At 64.8% G+C, this 19,410-nt stretch carries 18 protein-coding genes; 11 read left to right on the top strand and 7 right to left on the bottom strand.

Annotated elements, in window-relative coordinates; genetic code table 11:
• Positions 1–312 precede the first annotated feature (312 nt).
• The 10 genes from QHF83_RS45855 (at position 313) to QHF83_RS45810 (ending at position 11,177) form a co-directional block, all read left to right on the top strand.
• A complete protein-coding gene (locus tag QHF83_RS45855) occupies positions 313–693 on the top strand; it encodes a hypothetical protein (protein WP_282424459.1) in 381 nt (126 codons plus the stop codon).
• 1 nt (position 694) lies between these two features.
• Positions 695–1,066 (top strand): helix-turn-helix domain-containing protein, encoded by a 372-nt coding sequence (locus tag QHF83_RS45850; protein WP_282424458.1) that lies wholly within the window; start codon positions 695–697, stop codon positions 1,064–1,066.
• Between the two features lie 643 nt (positions 1,067–1,709).
• Positions 1,710–2,429, top strand: coding sequence for a hypothetical protein (locus QHF83_RS45845; RefSeq protein WP_282424457.1), 720 nt, complete (start codon positions 1,710–1,712; stop codon positions 2,427–2,429).
• On the top strand, positions 2,426–3,568 hold the full coding sequence (locus tag QHF83_RS45840) for a hypothetical protein (protein WP_282424456.1): 1,143 nt from the start codon (positions 2,426–2,428) through the stop codon (positions 3,566–3,568). The genes QHF83_RS45845 and QHF83_RS45840 overlap by 4 nt, the downstream gene beginning before the upstream one ends.
• Before the next feature lie 398 nt (positions 3,569–3,966).
• Entirely contained in the window at positions 3,967–6,459 is a 2,493-nt protein-coding gene (locus QHF83_RS45835) for a WD40 repeat domain-containing protein (protein WP_282424455.1), read from the top strand.
• A gap of 605 nt (positions 6,460–7,064) precedes the next feature.
• On the top strand, positions 7,065–7,886 hold the full coding sequence (locus QHF83_RS45830) for a hypothetical protein (RefSeq protein WP_282424454.1): 822 nt from the start codon (positions 7,065–7,067) through the stop codon (positions 7,884–7,886).
• Between the two features lie 92 nt (positions 7,887–7,978).
• Positions 7,979–8,566, top strand: a complete 588-nt coding sequence (locus QHF83_RS45825; protein WP_282424453.1) for a hypothetical protein — start codon at positions 7,979–7,981, stop codon at positions 8,564–8,566.
• Positions 8,559–8,939, top strand: a complete 381-nt coding sequence (locus QHF83_RS45820; RefSeq protein WP_282424452.1) for a hypothetical protein — start codon at positions 8,559–8,561, stop codon at positions 8,937–8,939. Before QHF83_RS45825 ends, QHF83_RS45820 begins: the two co-directional genes overlap by 8 nt.
• The gene (locus QHF83_RS45815; RefSeq protein ID WP_282424451.1) at positions 8,936–10,018 is read left to right on the top strand and encodes a DUF4417 domain-containing protein; all 1,083 of its coding nucleotides are present in this window, start codon (positions 8,936–8,938) and stop codon (positions 10,016–10,018) included. The genes QHF83_RS45820 and QHF83_RS45815 overlap by 4 nt, the downstream gene beginning before the upstream one ends.
• A gap of 88 nt (positions 10,019–10,106) precedes the next feature.
• Complete coding sequence (locus QHF83_RS45810; protein ID WP_282424450.1) at positions 10,107–11,177, top strand: serine/threonine-protein kinase; 1,071 nt, start codon at positions 10,107–10,109, stop codon at positions 11,175–11,177.
• Positions 11,178–11,290: 113 nt separating this feature from the next.
• On the opposite strand, the gene QHF83_RS45805 is transcribed toward QHF83_RS45810, so the two are convergent.
• Positions 11,291–11,494 (bottom strand): hypothetical protein, encoded by a 204-nt coding sequence (locus QHF83_RS45805; protein ID WP_282424449.1) that lies wholly within the window; start codon positions 11,492–11,494, stop codon positions 11,291–11,293.
• Positions 11,495–11,896: 402 nt separating this feature from the next.
• Between QHF83_RS45805 and QHF83_RS45800 the strand changes: the two genes are divergently transcribed.
• Positions 11,897–12,361: a hypothetical protein gene (locus QHF83_RS45800; protein WP_282424448.1), complete on the top strand. Its 465-nt coding sequence runs from the start codon at positions 11,897–11,899 to the stop codon at positions 12,359–12,361.
• A gap of 14 nt (positions 12,362–12,375) precedes the next feature.
• On the opposite strand, the gene QHF83_RS45795 is transcribed toward QHF83_RS45800, so the two are convergent.
• The 6 genes from QHF83_RS45795 to QHF83_RS45770 all read right to left on the bottom strand — a co-directional run bounded on the left by QHF83_RS45795 (position 12,376) and on the right by QHF83_RS45770 (position 19,293).
• On the bottom strand, positions 12,376–12,690 hold the full coding sequence (locus QHF83_RS45795; RefSeq protein ID WP_282424447.1) for a hypothetical protein: 315 nt from the start codon (positions 12,688–12,690) through the stop codon (positions 12,376–12,378).
• A 227-nt stretch (positions 12,691–12,917) separates the two neighbouring features.
• A complete protein-coding gene (locus QHF83_RS45790; RefSeq protein ID WP_282424446.1) occupies positions 12,918–13,868 on the bottom strand; it encodes a DUF2130 domain-containing protein in 951 nt (316 codons plus the stop codon).
• 405 nt (positions 13,869–14,273) lie between these two features.
• Complete coding sequence (locus QHF83_RS45785) at positions 14,274–15,161, bottom strand: hypothetical protein (protein WP_282424445.1); 888 nt, start codon at positions 15,159–15,161, stop codon at positions 14,274–14,276.
• A gap of 83 nt (positions 15,162–15,244) precedes the next feature.
• A complete protein-coding gene (locus QHF83_RS45780) occupies positions 15,245–15,805 on the bottom strand; it encodes an HNH endonuclease signature motif containing protein (RefSeq protein ID WP_282424444.1) in 561 nt (186 codons plus the stop codon).
• Between the two features lie 50 nt (positions 15,806–15,855).
• Positions 15,856–16,437, bottom strand: a complete 582-nt coding sequence (locus tag QHF83_RS45775; protein ID WP_282424443.1) for a hypothetical protein — start codon at positions 16,435–16,437, stop codon at positions 15,856–15,858.
• A gap of 618 nt (positions 16,438–17,055) precedes the next feature.
• Positions 17,056–19,293 carry a hypothetical protein gene (locus tag QHF83_RS45770; RefSeq protein ID WP_282424442.1) on the bottom strand — a complete coding sequence of 746 codons (2,238 nt, stop codon included), beginning with the start codon at positions 19,291–19,293 and terminating at the stop codon, positions 17,056–17,058.
• Positions 19,294–19,410 lie beyond the last annotated feature (117 nt).

Genomic DNA, 19,410 nt, shown 5'->3' with positions numbered 1-19,410 from the left:
GCGGTCTTCGTGGCGGTTGCCTCCTCTGCACCTTCATTTTTGACGAACTCGTCATGCCGCCGCATCGAGGGGAAATGTTACGCAGCAGTCCGGAAGAGCGCCATGATGCGGGTTGCCGAACGGATACGTCGCTCTCGTTGAACAAGCGAGGAGAGCGTCTTGAGTGGCGAGCGTATCACCACACGTACGCCGGGCGGCACCGATGCGCAGGCCGCGCCCATCTCGACAAACCCGCGCTCGACGATCCGACCTTCCCCGCCTGCGCCCCCACCCGTCGAGCCTCGACGACGTCATCGCACGCCGATCGAGGAGGTGAACGATGTCCTCCGGCAGCTCCGCATCCCCGAGCTCACCGACGTCCTGCTGTACGCGCAGCGCACCCTCGCCGCGCGTGACGCGGGCCCAGATCCGGCGGTCATGAGCGAGATCCTTGCGGCGATGGGCCGGCTTCATCCGGCTTACAAGAACACGCAAGGCGTGCCGCTGCCGATTCTCCGCGGGGCCCTTGTTCAAGTTCCACGAGCCACATTCGAGGCGGCTCTTGTCCAAGCAGAGCGAGAGGGCACGCTCAAGCTCATCCCTGTTTCTCTGCTCGTGCCGTTCATCGAGCGGCAGGCGGGCATCCAGGACCCGAAGCGGGGCCTACTGTACTTCTGTACCGCTCTGGAGGCACGCGGGCGGCGGGAGCCCTGACATGGGTCGCCGACACGAGCCGGAGCCGTTTGCACTCAAACTAGGTCATCGGATCAGGGATCTGCGCCTCGCACAGGGCATGTCACTCGAGCACCTCAGAAGGAAGACTGGCATCGTCGCGAGTCACCTCTCGCTCATCGAACGCGGGTACGTCGTGAGCAATGTCGGCACGCTCGATCGCATCGCACGCGCACTCGGATTGACGCCGATGTTCCTCGTGCTGTTTCCCGAGCAAAGTGAGCTCGAGGCAGTCGTCGAGCAGATGAGCAGCATGAGCTCCGAAGAGCTCGCGCGGTTGTACGAGCAGGTGTCCGCCTCCCAGAGCTCACGGGCAGGGAAGCCTCGCCCTTCGCGTGGAACTCGTCGTGTGTAGAACCGCAGTGGTCGGACTTGGCAGGCAACCAGGATGAGCCTCGACGGCAGGTGTGGATGGATGATCGAGTGCCACGGGCGCAAGCGAAGAACCCAAGGTCCGGCTGAACTTGGAACTTCCCGAGCGCCTCCGTGGCAGGCTCGATCAGATGTGCGCGATGAGCGAGTCCGGCACGATCACCGAGGTGGTGAGGCGCGCCGTGGTCCTGTACGACGTGCTGCTCTCAGCGATCCGAAGCGGCCGGGAGGGTCATCCTGCGCAGTTCCGACGGCACGGAGCGCGAGCTGCTCATCCCGTGATCTTTCGCTCCCCACGTGCTCCACCATGACAAGCAGCAGGGTTTGTCCTCTCTTGCGGTTTGCCCGGGAACATGCGATTCAGGGGCGCGATGTCCTCCGCTCGTACGCCTTCCGCGTCTTTCGAGCCCACGCCTCCGCCCTCGCGGAGGCGGCTCAGAACCGGGCCCGACGCGTTCGACGTCCTCTCGCGGGACGGCGCGGCCGCGGCCCTGCTCTTCGCCCATGCCAAGCTCGAAGCTGAGCATCGGCGTCCACCGGGGCTCGTGAACGGATCCCTTCGCGCCTTCGCCTCGGGCGTGGAGTCAGCGGCTCGCAGCGTGACCGAAGGGGTACATGACGATGGCGTGTTCATCGCACCGCTCTTCCGCCTGCTCCGAGAGCGTGATGAGGTCCCGTCCAGCCCGACGCTGTCGGCGTTCAAGGCGCGGCTGCTCCGAGCGTACAACCGCGGGCTCCTCGAGCTCGCCACCTGCGAGCGCGCCGAGGACGAGAATCCCTTGGTGGTCGCCGCATCTGCGGTTCGTTCCCGACGAACCACGTTTCATCTCGTGCAGCGATGGTCGCGTCGGAACATGTTCGCCGCGCTCGACGACGTCGTCGAGGCACTCTCTCCCAAGGCTTACACCGCAGCCAAAGACTTCGCGCGCAAGGTCCACCAGGATGAAATGCGCCGTGAAGGGCGCCCCCGCTTGATCACGCTGTCGCTCGACGCTTTCGCCGCCCGCGTGCAGGCCGTGGTCAATGAAGGCTCGCACGACGCGCTCGTCGTGGAACTGTTCCAGGAGCTCGATGACCGCGGTGAGGCGACGAGGCTCGGCCTCTCGGCGTTCAAGGCTCGGCTTCGCTGTGCGCATCACACGGGCCTGCTCACGCTGCGTGCCTGGCAGGCGAAAGATGGGGCAGAGAACCCGGCCATGCAGGCGTCCGTGATGGGTTACGAGGGGATAATGCTGCATGTCGTGTGCCGCACGGCGGTTCCGTTGCCCATCCCGTGGGGTCGCCCGGCGCCGCTCTTGGTTTCCGCACCGCGCTGGATCGAAGCATCGCAGGGGCGACTGCAATGAGTGAGTATCAGTATTATGAATTTCAGGCTATCGACAGACCTCTCACCGAAAAGGAGATGGCCGAGCTCCGTTCGTACTCGACGCGTGCCCGCATCACGCCAAGGAGCTTTGCCAACCATTACGAGTGGGGGAACTTCAAGGGCGACGAGGACGCGTGGATGTTCCGCTACTTCGACGCGTTCCTGTATCTCGCGAACTGGGGCACGCACGTGTTCAAGGTACGCCTGCCTTCGAAGTCCCTCGACCTCGCCGATGTGCGTCCGTATTGCTCGCGAAACAGCCTGACGGCGCGCAAGAACAAAGACCAGGTCGTCCTCACCTTCGCCTCGCAGGACGACGAGGAAGAAGATTGGTACACCGGCGAGGGCATTCTCTCTTCCCTCATCGCAATTCGCGCGGAGCTCGCCCGCGGCGATCGTAGGGCGCTGTACCTCGGCTGGTTGCTCGCAGTGCAAGCCGACGAGCTCGACGTTGACGAGCCGGAGCCGCCCGTGCCGCCAGGGCTTGGGCAGCTCAGCGCTTCGCTCGAGGCATTGGTCGAGTTCCTGCGTATCGAACCCGATCTGCTTCGTGTCGCCGCGGAGGCGAGCGCGCAGGTGTCGACCCTATCGCCCGCCCGAAAAGAGCTGATGGCGTGGCTCACCACGTTACCGCCGGTCGACAAGGATACGTGGCTCGCCCGTTTGTTCGCCGAGGACACACTGTCGGTGTCGGCGGAGCTCCATCGTCGGTTTGTGCAGGATCACGATCCGGTGCAACCGAGCTTGGCGCCGCCGCCACGACGAACCATCGGCGAGATTCGCCGCATCGCCGAGAGGCACGCCGCGGAGCGAAGGCAGAACGCCGAACGAGAAGCAGCTGCCGAGGTGGACCGACGTCAGCGACAAGCGGCGCGCGAGCGCGCCAAGCATCTGGACACGCTCGTAGGCAAGGAGACCCGGCTCTGGGCGGACGCGGAGAGGCTCGTCGCCACCAAGCAGCCCAAGAACTACGATGCTGCGGTGCAGCTCCTCGTGGATCTACGCGATCTGGCTGCACGATCGGGGGCGGGCGACTTCGAAACTCGGCTCGAGGCCCTTCGCGCCCTACACGCGCAGAAACCGTCGCTCCTAAAGCGGATCGCGAAGGCGGGCCTGTAGCTTGCGCCGAATCCCCGTCGAACCGAGACAGCGGGTCCAGGACGCGATAAGAAAGCTGTTGATGAGCTTCACGTTCCAGATCCCCGCCGTGCCCCTCACACACGAGGACGGTTCATCTGCCGAAGTTTGTCCTCAACGACAGGAAGCTCTACCTTCGAGGCAACGACCGCCAATAGTTAACATGCGGGTAGTACAGATGAGGCTGCATGCTGGGCCGTCGTAACACCCATCCACTCTCGTTCCGCCGTCACGGACTTCTCTCGCTGCTGTCGCTTGTCGTCGCCTGCACAGCTCCGCCGCCTCCGTCCCCGGCGCCACGGCCCTCCTCAAGCCCCTCCCCGACACCTCAGTCCGATGCCTGCACGCGCGCTGCCGCGCTGCGCGCCAAGGTGCCGGCGTTGGTCGAAAACGGAAAGCTCGACCGGGCCATGCGCGTAATCGATAAGGCTGACCGCCTTTGCTCGCGCAGCGCGCCCGAGACGTGGTCAGTCGCTGTCGAAACTCTTGTGATGCTAGGACGATTTGCGGAGGCCCGTCAGCTCGCCAAACAGATCGTTGTCGCGAATGAGGCATCCTCAGATGCCAAGTTTGCCGCGCAAGCGGCAATCGAGCTCAGCACGGACCCGCCTCCAAGCCCCTCCATTTCGTCGCTTCTCGAAGCATCCGAGAAAGCTCGCGCATCCAGAAATTACGCGCAGTTGCAGCGACTGCACGACCGAACTCTTTGGGAGATGATCCGCAAGAGCGGGCGATCCCCCGTCATCGATATCGGAGGCGAGCCCTCCAATACGGTAGCCTGGTCGCACGATGGGAAGTGGCTCGCCTTTGGTCATGGTCGGACCATCACAGTAACCGACGCGGCGGCATGCAATGAGCAGTTCATACTCGAGGGGCACGAGGACACCGTAGAATCGCTTGCATTCTCGCCCGATGGCCAACTTGCTTCCGGAGCACGTGATGGTTGCGTGCGGCTCTGGGAGGTGCCCTCAGGGCGGCTCTTGCGGTCACTGTGTTTGCCTTCGTTACAGAATGCGACGATCGTCCTGGCATATTCGCCTGGCGGCCACGTCCTCGCGATCGGCGCTGCAGATGGCTCCACGCACCTATGGGACTGGCGCCGTAGCGCATGGCGAGGGACGCTGCGCGGTCATAATGGCGAAGTTGGCGCCATAACATTTTCTCACGATGCCAAGCATCTCCTCACGGGTTCGTCGGATCGTTCGGCCATGTTATGGGATGGGGAAACTGGCAGAGCTCTCCGGACCTTTGATGGACACGACGCAGCGGTCTCATCCGTTGCTTTTTCTCCTGATGGGAAATACGTCGCCACGGCTTCCGCAGAGGGGACTGTTCGCGTTTGGGATGCTCGAACGGGGGCCGGGCGCATGACCTCAACTCAGAACAAAGGTGCGGTCCGCGCACTGAAGTTCTCGTGGGATGGCACCCAGCTGGTATCCGGTGGCCGGGATGGCACCATTCTCCGCTGGAACATGAGTACCGGGAAAGCAACAGCGCTCGTGCATGATCCCGATGAAGCGCTCGCCTTCGCTTGGGCACCCGATGGGAGACAACTCGCTGCCGTAGGTCCTCGCTCTTTGCGCACGTGGGATACAGAGACAGGCAAGCACCAGTACTGCGTCAATGAATACAATGACCGGATACGTCGAATTGCGTTCTACCCGAAGGGATTGCAGTTTGCCACGGGCGGCTCCACCGTACGGTTCTGGGATCTCGTTCAGCGGCAGTTCGTGACGGCTGACCCCGAAGGTGTCGATGCGATTGCATTTACGCGTCGAGAAACGCACATTATCGGTATGCGGACGAGTGAAGGTCAAGTGATTCTGATGGAGCCCCAGCATGTCGACATAACCAGGGTTGGTGGCCAGGTCACTTCCAAAGTCTACTTTGCCTCCTCAAAGAGCGTGGACCTACAGGACGCTTTGGGGCAGAGGGCTTCTGGGCTCGCGTCGGCGACGACATCGGCGGATGGCACGCATATCGCAGCGATTGATCGAGACGGTAGAATAGTCGTCTGGGACGCGCAGACTGGCCGGCAACGAGCCATGCTGCAGGAGCGCGATGTCTGGTCGGAGCCTGTCGCGCTTACCAAGGATGGGGCCGTACTGGGCGTGGCTACCAGTGGACGCACGAATCGACAAGGCCCACGCATTCGCCTCTGGAACGTACATAAGCATACGCTCATTCATGAACTCTCAGGATCCGCGTACCGCGTGACATCGCTTGCGTTCTCACCCGATGGACGGGTTCTCGCGTCGGGGCTAGCCACGGGGAGCGTGGTTCTCTGGAGTTCAGAGTCCGGGACGATTCTCCTGGACGTTCCGGGCCACAGCAGGGACGTGATTGCACTTGCATTCTCTCCAGATGGAAAGATGCTCGCGTCGGGTGCACAAGATGCGACGGTGCGGCTGATAGACACGCAGAACGGCAAGTTGCTCAGGACCTTCGGTAGCCACGTTCACGCGCTGTCATTCGCCAACCAGGGGAGCTTGCTCGCCACGGTGGAGCAAGACGGAGCCGTACGCCTCTATCGCACTACCGATGGCGAACGCATTGCGATGCTGGGCGCGCTGCGGGTCTTTTCGGGCGGATATGTAGTGGACGCGGAGAGCAGAATCGAGTTCGTCGGGCCCGAGGCATGCGTCGTGCAGCATTATCCCCACCTCGTCTGCCGTTTCGGAAACCACGCGGTACCATTCGATGTCTGTAGGGAACGCTTGTTCGTGCAGGGCATGCTCCCCGCGCTCCTCGCAGGCGATACCTCATACGCGGAACCAGAGCTTGAACATGCTCGTCTCGAATGTCCCCCTGTGGCGTCTAGGCCTTTGGATCTCGATAGCCTTGACCTTCCATCGACCGGGACGACGCCTTGAGCCAGCCACGGTGCCGGCCGGCGTGCCCGCTCGCTGTCGAGCATCCTCGCGGTCGCAAAGGCCTCGGGGTGCCGCCGAGGGAGTTCGTGGGGGGCATCCACGACATCGAGCCGGCCGCCATCGAGGCGGCGCGGCTCCTCCAGGGCGCGTCCGAGAACGTCCAGGATGCCGTTCTCCGCGTGCTACGTGCGGTGACGCGGGGACGGCGGCGGAGTGGGTGAGCCGGGCCTGAGGCGGACCTCGACCAGAGCCCGTCCGGCAACCACCTACATGACGAAGGTGGTTGCCGCGGACGGGAAGGCCGAGGGACGGGCCATCCTCGCCCACTGGTCGGAGGATGGATGCGGCTTGGGGCGCGCGACGACTTCTGTTCGGCGCGCGACGGGGAGGACGTGGGCGCCCACCGCCAAGTAGACGCCTCGACTGCTCGATGGGCTTGGCGCTGAGGTCTGGCGGTCTCCGGACCGCGAGCATGGGCCAACGTAGCGAGGAGGTGCGTGTCATGGCGCCTGTGACCTAAAGTTTGTGCCTTGGGACTTCCCTCCCTATGCTGCAAACTGCACGTACTGTGCGGCTGGGATTGTCGCGCATGGTGGGGGGAACTGATGCACCCGCTCGATGTCTTGGAGAACCTCCTTGCGTACCGCGGTCCCGCGGGCGTGCATCAAGCGCTTCATGCGGAGGCAACGCGTGCGTCCCTCTGCGCCACCGTGGAACTCTCGGCGATTCGCTGGTCCTGGTGGCGAGCTCATGGCGACGATCTTCTACACGTCCTGCCGAGCGACCTGGGAGCATCCGGCCACCTTGCTCTCCTGCCCAAGGAGCTAGATCGCGCGACGGGCCTCGTCCAAGAACAGGTCCCCGCAGGCAACGGAAGCGGCGGAGAGGTTCACGAGATTCCCCCGTCGCCCAGCGACTGGAGACCCGGCCAGCCCTTCTTGTTGTTTCAGGAGAGGTTCAAGACGGCGCTCGTCCGCGGTGGTCTGGCCTCGAGGTTTGCTGCTGCGCTGGCCTGCGCCCTGCACGAGATGGCGAGTAACGCTGCGGAACACGCCATCTCCGACCTGCCACCTGTCGCGTCCTACGAGATTGCATCGACGGGCTGGTCGTTCAGCGTGACCGACGTGGGCGGCGGCATCATCGATAGCCTCCGGCGCAACCCGGCATACTCGGGGCTCCCAGACGACGTCTCGGCGGTGCGCCTCGCGCTGCGGGATGGCGTCTCCGTGACGGGACAGAAGGGCCGAGGCTACGGCTTCACGAGCGTTTTCCGGGCGCTGGTTAATAGGATGTGCACCATCCGCCTCCGGTCGACGGGCGCCGTTGGTAACTGGGAGGGCCAAAGCCCAGGCGCCACCTCGCTCCGACTGATGGTGGCGCCACGTCGCCCCGGTTTCCACGTGTGCGTGTCTGGCGTCTTCGTCTGACGACACAAGTGATAAATATCAAGCACTTATAGACATTCGGCCGCGCAGAGCGGCACCGGGCTTGACACACTCCGCGATCGTCATCATTTTTGGTGACGATGATCGTGGACGGTGACAGCTCGCCGATGCCCCTGCTCTCCGTGGTCCAGGTGGTCGGCCGTACCATCCTTGCCGGACGGCTTGCAGGTCAAGGTGATTGCCCGCTTCTGGTGGCAGCGGCGCGCCAGGTACCCGGCGGTTCGCCCTTCGTGCTGGACCTCGCAGGGGTCGAGGTCATCTCGGCTTCTTACTTCTCTGCTGCCCTCTGGCCGCTGTGGAGCCTGAACGAGCCGGAAGTGTACCCCGTGCTTGCCAACATCCCAGCCGACGGGGTCGATGACATCCTGCTCGTCCTCAAGGACCAGAACGCCGCTGTCTGGCGCGAACGCTCTGCTTTGCCCCGAGGGCACGCGCCCGAGTTGCTGGGCACACTCGATCCACCTCTCAAGACGACGCTGCAGTTCGTGCTGGAGAAGGGGGAAGCAACCGCAGCGGATCTCTTCGAGTCCGATCGGACCATCGGCGTGACGGCGTGGAGCAATCGCCTCGCGGCCCTCTATCAGATTCGCATTCTTCGCCGACGAAAGGATGGTCGGCGACTCATCTACGCGCCCTCTTGGAAGGAGCAGTACCATGGGTGAGGACTTTCTGCGTCGGCGGAACGATCGCTTTCGGCGCCAGCGCGACGACTGCTTTCGCGAACATCTCGGCCGAGATCTTTTCACGGACTGTCCGCCGGAGACGACGACGAGCGTCTGCGGCTCGGTGGTGAACGAGTCAGTCGTATCGCCCAAGGGGGAGCTCTGGGCGCCGTGCCCCGCAGCCGACGGCAAGGGGCCGGTGCGCTTCTTCTGCGGCGGTGTGGTGGCGCTTGAGGTCGCAGGCGACCAGGCAGACTACCTGCGCCGCGAATACGGAGGCTCGGGCACGCCCTTGCTCGGTCAAGTGGTTCAGATCGTCGCCGAGCATCGCCTCGCGGAGCTCAGGGTGGGCCGCGCGGAGGCCACGCGATGAGACGCCTCGCCCTGAAGATGGATCTGCACCGCCTCGACGGCCACACGTTGAGCGCAGGCTGCTACACCTGCCCGCTGCTCAGCGACTGCGGCGGCTATACCCGTCGGGGCGGTGGCTGGTCTTGCATGGATCGGTGCTCGACCTGCGACCAGAAGGACTGCGATCTCGTTTGCCTGCAGAAACCCACCGCCTTTGCCAGAGACCTGCTCGAGGTGGGTGGGTTCGGCTTCCGTAACATTCCTCCCCTTCTGCAACCCGAGGGTTGGAAAGCGTTCCCACGGTACATTCCCGTCATTCAACACGGGTACAAGCGAGAGGAACGGGCTCCGCTTGCCTGGGCCGCCCTCCCGCTGCGTGAGGTCCTGCGTATGCGCCGCGGAGTGTATGGGCCCGTGGCCCAGGCTCCTGCTGCGCTGCGCGCCTACTTCGGGGTTGCTCCAAGCACGTCGCTCATTCTCCTCGGCACGGGCAAGGACAAGCCCATTGAAGCGTATTGGCGCTGGCGACGTCGGCACGGGGCTCCGCAGGCACTTGCCCAGCTCGAACTCGCCGGTAGTATTGCCCCGAACTACTCCTTCTTCCTTGAGGACCCGAGGCCCCAGCACCTGTTCAACCGAAAGCGCTCTCTCATCTGCGCGGCCGAGTGGAGCCGTGAGGGAATGCCCACAATTCCATACCTGCAGGCCCTCACCGACGCCGACTGGCTCTACTGGCAGGACTTCCTGCGCAGCCACCCGAATATCCACGTCGTCGCCAAGGAGTTCCAAACAGGGCTTACGACTCCCGCACGCGGCGAGCTCGCCCTCACCCGCCTGGCGCAGCTCCAGGATGCGGTTGGCCGCAGATTGCACCTCATGGCAATCGGAGCTGCCCGTTATCGGCACCGCCTGCCCAAGCTATTCGACTCCTGGACCCTGCTTGACTCCGAGCCGTTCATGAAGGCCGTGAAGAGGCGGGTTGCTGCCAGTGTCAGTCGTCGCATCAGGTGGCAACCTGCGTTGGGCGAGCCGGTCGACGACCTGCTGATTCACAACGTCGGCCGATACTCCGACTGGGTCTCCCGACGAGCAAGCAGTTAAGCCGGCGCCCGTGAGAAGCAGCCGACGTGATCAAAGTGGTGGTGCGGCCCGAGCCGGCCATGCAACGAAAGCGGAAGGAGATCCCCGAGTGAACAGTCGTTATCGCATTCTTCGCCCTCTGGCCAGTGGCGGATTCGGTCGCGTGAGTCTCGCGCTCGACCAAGAGACGGGCGAGCAGGTGGCTGTGAAGGAGCTCATCGAACTCCGCGGTGACGCGCTGGATAGGTTCCGGAACGAGTACGCCATCCTCTACGACCAGATCGATAACAAATACGTCGTCGATGTGCTCGACGCCGACTTCGACGCCCACCCCCCTTACATCGTGCTCGAGTACTGCGAGCACGGCTCTCTGCGTAGCTGGGTGGAGCAGCCGAAGCCGTGGTTGGTGGTAGCCTTCGCGCTGTCTTACGCGCTGCAGGGGCTCTGGGGCATTCACCGGCTGGGCGGGTTTCACCGGGACCTGAAGCCGGAAAACTTGCTCGTCACGTCGGACCCCGACATGGGCTTCATCGTGAAGGTCGCGGACTTCGGCCTGGCGCGTGTCCCGCAGGGCACGACCACCATGACCAACCACAAGGCAGGCACGCGGGGGTACATCGCGCCGGAGGTGGACAATGGGAGCGTTGGGTTCCACGCGGGGGCGGACATCTACTCGCTCGGGGTTGTGGCGACGGAGTTGCTTACGGGAACCGGGGATCCGGCCCGTCTGAACAACGCGACCATCCCGGCAGCGCTGCGCGAGTTGGTGCTCCAGATGATCGCCGCCGACAGGACGAAGCGTCCAGACCTCCACCAGATCGCTTCGCGGCTCGCGGAGATCGTCAAAATCGGCCCTGTTCAAGCAAGCGCCTCGCCCGCGCCCGAGGCGGTCTCCCAGCGGGCTGCCGCACCTCCGCGCGCTGTCCAGCCCGCGGCGCCCGCGGCTGTTGCCGCTCGAGCACCTTCCGCCAACGTGCCGTCCGTCTCTGTGCCTGCTCCTGCAGCCGCAACCTCCGGCCCTGGGCTGGGGGCGACACTGCTCGCCGGAGGGATGGCGGCCGGGCTTGTGGCTGCGCTGCTCACCAAGTTGGCGTCCAACGACACCGAGTGGGACGAGAGCGTTCGCCGGTACCGAGGCTCGGACGGCCGGTTTGAGAAAGGTAAACGACGGCGGCGATAACGTCTTGCTGCACAAGAAAGCTCGGGATGTGTCACGAGCACACGTGTCCCGGCACGAGCATCACCGATCTCGCGGCAGAAAAAGGTCCTACTGCCGGCAAGGCCAGCCTGCCCTTACTGCGCCTGGGGCGTGAAGAGCGGTTCGCCGCTGGCCTTCACGCCGAAGGCGCCGATGATTGCACGTCCCTCCGGCGAGAGGAGGAAGTCCGCCAAAGCGCGCGCTCCCTCCGCGTTCACTTGCGCCCTCGCCTCCGGCGCGAGCACGGCGTAGGTATTTCTGAGCGACTCGTCCCCCTGGAACACGATGGCGAGCTTCACGTCTTCTGCTTCGCCAGGAAGGTCGACCGATCGCAGAGCGTGAACTCGTCCGAGACCCGCTCGAGCGTGTCTCGTCCATGCCGGTGTTCGCCTGGAGGATGAAGGAGCTGGTCGCCGCGACCCCAGCCGCCTTCCAGAGCGCGACCTCGCGCTGATCCGTGCCCGAGTCGTCCCCCCGGGACACGAACTTCGGACCAGATGACGCGCTCCGGCTCAGAGGCTCGCGTAGCCAGCACCCGCCACGACGCTGTCTGATCGGCTGGGCGAGAAGAAGACGAGCCGTACACCTCAGCTAGCGACATCTAGTGCGCCCGAGGAAAGCAGAACCTCTCGTCCTTCGCGAAGTTCAGCACCCTTGTTCGTCAGGGCAGCGGCGACGAGTGCTGGTACTGGCTTGGCGCGGTGAACAACCGCGGGTACGGCGTGTTCTGCGTCGGACGCCGCGTCGTCATGGCCCACCGCCGCATGTTCGAGCTGGGGCACGGACTTCCTCCGTCTGGGATGACGCTGCACACCTGCGACAAGAAGACGTGCGTCAATCCCAGCCACCTCTACGAGGGCTCGAAGCCCAACCCGTGCAACGCGGGCGCGGTGCTGCTCGAGGAGATCGAGCGCAAGGCGCTTCCCGCGGCTTCTTCATCGCGAGGGCGGCCGGGGATCAACAACCCGCGCGCTCGGCTCACCGAGGAGCAGGTCAAGCCGATCCGCGTCTTCCCGGATCAAGGCGTACCTCCGAGGATGATCGGCTCCAGCTTCGGCGTGGACGCGAAGTCGATCCGCAACATCGACGAGGGCAAGACCTGGAGTCACGTCCCCGAGGTGGCTCGTCAGGTGGAGGCACCGAAGAAGAGGCGGCGCGGAGGATGATGACTTCGGAGACGCTAAGCAATTTCCGGCTCGGCTTGTCGCAGGCGGTACAGCCCGCACAGCTGGTAGCCGAACCGAACCTGCTCATCGCCCACGTCGAACGAGACGCCCCTCGCGTCGAAGTACATGACGTCGACCTCGCCGCCCAGCTTCTTCAGCGACGCGGCAATGACGTTTGCAGCGGCGAAGTGCGTCTTCGCCCCCTCCCCAGGGCGCCCATACTCCGTGATGAGCCACTCCCTCGTGGCTGCGGGGAGTCGGTTGAGGATCTGAAAGCTCGTGAGGAATTGCGGGACAGGCCCCTTGCCTTTCGCGGCGTTTGCGAGCACGGCGCGGATCTCGTCGAGCAGTTCGATGTCTCTCTTGTGTCTATGGTTGCACCTCGCCGCGAAGGAAAGAACCGATCGCGAGGCGGGTCAACCGGCTACCTACCTCGTCTTCTCGTGCTGGCGTGCACGAGAACGCTCCTTTGACATGGGTCTCCTCACCTGCACCTGGAAATGGCCAAGCGCCCGGCAGCTCCACGATCAAGCTCAACCTCGGGCCGATCAACGGCTTAGGCGCGACGCGCCGCGACTCTAGTCGGAAGCGCCCACGTCCGCGTGCGCGCAAGCGGAGGGCCAGCGCCGGTGTCGCGGGCGACAGGTGCATGGAGGATCGCAGCGATCTGACCGTCGAGTCGGGTAGCGTTCTTGCTGATCGCGGCCAGGTGTTCGGACTGCCGCGCCCACGTACGCTCGTGGTCCTGCCGCTCCTTGTCCTGGAGCACCTTGAGGTCCTGGACGGCAGAGGCGATCGCGTGCATCTGCTCGCCGAACTCCTCGCTCTGGATGAGTTGGAGGAGTCGGTCTGCCCTTCGTTGGCGCTCAGGCTCTGTTGCCCTGCTCTGGGCCAAGGTGACGATCGCTTCGCGGAGGTAGTGCGCGAGATGAACTGCGATCGACGGATGCACAATTGGCACGTCGCGCACGACGCAGAGGTGCTTCTGGCCGCGCGGGAACACGTTGGTCACGAGCACGACGTAGCGCGCCTTGTGCACGGTACGGGCCTTGCGTACCTGCGTGATGAAGCCGTTGCTCCAGGCCGCAACATTCTTGCACTCGTACGCGATCACCCCGCACACGGCGCCGTTTTCGCGGACTTCGTGCAAGATGTCGGCGCCGCCTTGGCGCTTCGCGCGCCGGTGGATCTCGTCCGTGGGGAACGCTGCTTGAAGCTGGGTGAGTACATCCGCCTCGCAAAACTCGCCGCGCTGGTCGGCGGTCTGTTTCTCCAGCCTCCGCTGCAGTTCCGTAACCCGTTTCTTGAGCTGCTCGTTCTCGCGTAGCTGCGTGCGGCTCGCCTCGGCTGCCGCTTGGGACCTGGCACGCAGGAGTTCATCGGCATGCCGGCGACGGAGCTCTTCCACTTGGCGCTGAGCGAGCGCTTTGGCTTCGAGTTTCGCCTCGCGCGAGCTTCGCCTTTTCCTGCCCGAGGAGCTTGTGGAGGTTCGCCTGTACGCGCTCATTTGCCTTCGGATCGAGCAGCGCTTGACCGCAGACGGGGCATTTCTGCTGTGGCACGGGGCCCTCCGGGTTCGAGGCGGCGGAATGTAAGAGTAGCGCGGAGTCCGTTGGATGTCCGCGGAATGAAAAGCAGAGGCGGGCTGGCTCTTTCGCTGCTGATCGCCAGGCGATCGTCAGCTGCTAATTCGCAGAAAAATAGAAAAGATGCCGACCAAAGGCACGAGTAAACTAAGCTAGCAAGCCGCCTCAGCTTGAGGCATGAACCATGGCGCAGCCTGCCGGCCGCCCCGCATTTGTGTTGTTTACCTTCGAGCCGCTGTCGCGGCAGTTTCGTCGCTCGGAATGTCGTTGGTTTGCGCGTCCTCGTAGACCTGAACCGGCCCGTGCTGTCGGCCCCATCGTCCCTATCAATCGAGAGCGACGCCCCAGTCCAGAACAATGCCGAACTTCAACTTCATCGCGGCCCGGACGTTCTGCTCGACGCCCTTTCCGGCAGGGACCAACTTCTGGGAGCCGGAGTAGAACACCTTCACTGCCGCGTAGCCGAGGCCTCGCAACGTCAGTCCCACGTCCAGCATCTGCCATTGGTTTGACCACGACGCGACGGCTACCCTCTTGCCATTAGGGCCAACCTGCTCGATGAAGCACGGCCTTTTTTCGAAGAGCTTCATCGCCGCGGGCCGCTCAACCTGTTCGAGCGCCTCGGCATCTGGGTGAGACGGCGGATCGAGATCCCATGTCGTCGGCTCGGCAATCTCACTCAGCCAAGGCGGCAAGGGATCCCTCGTGCCAAGGTTCTTGGGCCACCGGTCGCCGCTGCCGCCGTGCACGAAGATGACGTGCGCATTCTCTTGTTGGACCGCAACGATCGCGGGAATGATGGCGTTCGCGAGTGCGGCGGACATGCGCGCCGAGCCCTTCGTTACGCAGAGCCCGATGGCGGCAGCGTTGCCCTGTGCGATGTCCTTCGGTCGGCCTCCCAGTACCCATACCAGCGAGCCGCCGAGCGCGCCGTCGAGGAGCTTGTTGTACTTGAGCTCGATGACCTTCTCCTCAACGCCGACCCCGTCGAAGCGGCGGTCCATCCGGGACTGCGCGTGCGACGAAAAGAAGTGCTGCATGCGCTCGCGGCCCTGCCCCGAGTCGTGGTGGCGCTCTTTAAGCCAGGCACTCAGCGTATCGACGAGAAACCGTCCCTTCGTCTTCTTGTTGTCCTCACCGTCGAGGTTTACCCACCAGTCTGTCGTGTGACCGGGAGCGAACAGAAGGTCGAAGACGTCGTGAGCATCGAACACGGTGCACGCCTCCCTATTGGGTTGCTACCATAGCGGTCGAACGCGCTGTGGCCCAGTTACCTCAGAAGGAACCGTTATTGACGTCAGCACATGAGCAAATACGACGCGTACTTGGCCCATGCGTTCATCGTCTCCAGAGGGTAGTTCATCAGCTTCCACCACATCCCGTTCGCCTGCAGGCTCCGGTTGATGCTCGCGTCCAGCGGGTTGTAGTTCCACGGCATGTCCGGCCCGCCACGCGAACGCGGGATGATGTGGTCGATGTCCTTGCCCTCCAGGTTGACGCCCCGCGCTCGGAGCGTTTCGCGGTATTTCCGCGTGCTCACGGACCGCCCGCAGACGCCGCGAAGGAAGAGGTCGGAGGCCGCGGCGGCGACGAGCGTGATCGTCACCTCGCGGTACTTGTCCGCTGCCATCTTGTAGGAGCCGGCCGCGTTGCCAAACTCCACGCTCGCCGTCCCGTACAACGCCGCAGCCTGTTCGTAGGCCCGCGCCGCAGCCTCCAGATCACGGGCAGCTCGGTTGCCACGCTCAAGGACATCCATGGCCATCGTGCGCATGAAGGCCATGTCCTGCTCCGTCAGGCGGTACGTCTCATCCGCTTGCTCGAGGGTCTGCTCGCTGTCCGCGAGCGACTGCTCCACCGCGGCCACTCCTTCGAGACGGCCTCCGCCACAACCGCAGGCGAAAACGCCTAGCGTGAGGAAAAGTTCAGCGCGACGCATTCTGTCGGCATTATTCCACAATCGGGCATGGTGGTGAGGCCCTCGAGCATGAGTGCCTCACTCCGGAACGCGGGCTCCATCCTTCCGCAAGGCTGCGGCTTCGGCTGCGTCGTGCATGAGCCCGTGCTCCCCGAACTGCCGGTAGCAGCACCCGCCCCGCAGCCGATCAGAACTGCAGGCGCCGCGGAGCCGCCGGTCACGCCGGCGACTACCCAGCCGAGGAGGCAGCCCAGCCCGGCACCTTCCGCGGTGTTTCTCGTCCGCTGCGCGTCGCACGCGAACCAGTGCGCCGTGTTCATGTTGCACGAGGCGAGCTTGGCCATGATGGTCGCTTGGATACGCGAGGTCCGAGCTCGGCACTCCTGCCAAGCGATGCATCGTCGCTGCGCATCGAGCAGGTGCTGCAACTGAAGTGTATCGGCGCGTAGGTCTGCTGCGCGTCGCTCGTCTTCAGCCACCCGGAGATCGAGCTCCGACTGCCGTTGCTCGACCTGTCCGAGGCGTCGGTCCATCTGCGCGCTGCATCCGACCAGCACCGAGATGATGAACATGCCCCAGGCGATGAGCGAGTGTCGCTTCACGGGAGAACCCTCGCACATCCTGGCGGTAGCGGGGCACCCGCCGGAATTGTGCACGCGCAGCGGAGATTCGTTGTCCTCAGGTAGCCGCCTCGGCCTCGAACCCAGTGAAAGCGGCGGCCGGAGACGCACGCACCACCCCCGGCGTACTTCACCTCGAATGCCTCGAAGTCTCGTGGCGCAGCAACGTCGCTGAACGCGACGACCGACTGGGGCGTCGGTGCTGTCCACGCCGCAGCCATGAACCCACCTCCCTGGACAACACCGAGGCAGAGACGCATGACGCACGCATCGGCCCCCGCGTGGTCGGCGCAGGTCGTCTCCAGGACGTCGACGCGCCCGTCGCCGTCGATATCGCCGACCGGAGCAAGCCGCGCCCGCGAGATCAGGGGGGCAGAACCGCATGGTTTCGTGAGCTCGGCGTGCCACGGAGCGGTGATTGGCATGGGTGGGCTCGACGGCGGCACCATGATGAAAGTCGGCGTGGACGGGTTTGGCGATGCACTACGTGTCGAGCTGCCGCACGCAACGAGGCACGCGCCCAGGACGCCCACCGTGATTGGAGTCCAGTTCATGAGATGACCCGAAGCATTACAGATTCACAGTCCCAATCCTCAGCTCCATCAACAGATTGTCATTCCATCGCGCCACAACCGGCGTACTCCCCTCGTTCCACTTCGAGACTTCATGCGTCTTAGAAGACGCCGGCCGCGCGGGCAGCTTCACTTCGGACCGCCCCGTCGCCTGCGCGACGAGCCGCCGCAGCCCTTCGTCCTGTCCGTAGAGAGACCGCTGGCCCTGCGCCGCTCCGACGGCATAGATGCCGGTGCACACGCCGCCGACCATCGCCGCGTACACGGACACGCCCTTCAGTTCGGTCCACCCCGTGCTCGCAGAGCCGGGCTCGCGCTCGAGAATCTCGTTCACCACGCTGACGGGCGCGCCGATCAACGCCACCTTGCCGAGCTCGCTGCTCGCCCACACCGCCGCCGCTTTCGCTTTCTCCTGGACCTCGCCGTCCCCCTCGCCGAGCCGTCGCGCGGAGGCGGCCAGCTTCGACTGGGACCGGAGCCAGCGGACCCGCGAGAGGAGATCGCCCGCGGGAATGCTCCGGGCGTCGAGCTCCTCGCATAGCTTCCGCCGCGTCTTGTCGAGCGTAGCCTCGCGCTCGGGCGTGCTGTGTGCCGCCTTTGCGACTCTCGCCGCTCCGAAGCGGCAGGCATCATCCGTACAAGCAGCGCCCTGCACGTCGAACACGCGCGCCTTGAGATCACCGATCTCCGGGACGTCCGAGAGCTCCGACGACCAGCGCTCGAGCAGCCCGGCGGCGTCCGCGGACCGGTTCGCCTGGAGGGCCGCCTCGATCGCTTCGATGCGTGCCCGCTGCGTGCGCGCCTTGGCATCGCCCGCATGACTGCCGTTTCGCGCAGCGATTTCGTCGAGCTTTTCGAGGCGCGCATCTCCTGAAAGCCGCTCGGCCTCGGCGAGCTCGAGCTCGTCGACGACATCCGAGACCTGCTTGGACGACTCGGTCGCCGTGAGCGCCTCCGCGGTGATCCGGGCTCGATCGAGGTCCCCCGTGGCGACCGCCTGCTGCACCTCCTTTGGGCTCGGCTTGCCGAAGTAACCCACCACGGGGCAGAGCAGGAAGGCGGCCGCGCTGATCCCTATCGCGGCGCGATCCACGACGCTCGCCGGCCAGAAACGGAAGCCGGGTCGAAGCGCGCGCAGCAGGCCTCCGACCGCGACGATGGCCGCCGCGATGCCGATCAACGACGCGAAGGCGATGACTCGGTTGACGGACTGGAAATAGGTCGTCGGCCCGCTCATCGCCGTGATGAACCACGTGCCGCCGATCAACAGCAGGAACGACGTGATGCCCCAGAGGATCAGCCGTCGGCGAATTGGCTGCACGGCCTTCGGCGTCGTGGCCCCGACCAGGTTCGCGCCCGACAGGACGACCGTCCCCTTCGTGCCGCACATCTCGTACCGCACGTCGCGGCGAAGAACGCCGAAGCGGAGAAACTGCTGCGCCTGGATCCGCTCGAGCTGGGGATCGATCGCGGGGGTTTGTCTTCGCAGAGCGGCATCATCCTCCGGCGCGAGCTCGCCTCCGGCGATGCTGCCCGCGCCCTCCACGGAGACGAACTGTGTGAAGGCTCCGAGGTCCGAAGGCCGGAGGAATCGCTCCTCGCGGAGCTGCCCGTGCGCCATCACGATCGGGCTGTCCGTCGAGATCTGAACGACGACGCGTATGCTCTCCTGGTATGTCCACCACACGAGCTGCTGGCCGCTCCCCGCGCAGCCCGCGCACGTAACGGTGCCCTTCGACAGACACCCGCCGCAGCCCACGGTGCCGCCTCCGCGGCAGATCGAGCAGTTGATGTACTTGCTCGACTTCTTGTAGTGCTTGAGCACACGCCCGCTGCCGCCACAGCCCCCGCATCGCTGCCTGCCGCTCCCGCCGCATGCGGGGCACGCCGCGATGCCGCCGCCACCGCACGGCGTGCAGCGGTCGACGTGCTCGGTGCGCGTGCGCAGATCCTCCATCGTCCCGCGGAACGGATCGAGCGTCGCCTCGTGGACCGGGCTCGTGCTGCGGCTCCTGCGCTCGTGCGTGGGGATGCGCTGCTGCACGAGGTCGCGACGGATCACCGTCGTCGCCACGCGCGTGATGAGCTCGTCGCGCTCCTTCACCGACGTGATCAACGCATCGGGGCGTCGAGGAGCCCCGAACACTGTGCGGGCCCACGACGCGAACGCGGTCCGCACGTTCACGTTCGCGCTTGCGTCGTCCGTCTCCTCGCCCCGATACGGAGTTGCGACCATCTTGGCGAGCGTACCTTCGTCCTGACGAGCCGTGTAGAGCTTCCAGACATCCCCGCGGAGCGGAAAAGGTGCGCCAAAGAGCCTCCTCGGGTCGGACAAACAGGTCGCCTTGACGCA

The sequence above is a fragment of the Polyangium sp. 15x6 genome (assembly GCF_029960785.1).
GTDB lineage: Bacteria > Myxococcota_A > Polyangia > Polyangiales > Polyangiaceae > Polyangium.
The sequence above is the reverse complement of the archived record's forward strand: the minus strand, read 5'-3'. Positions and strand labels throughout refer to the sequence as shown.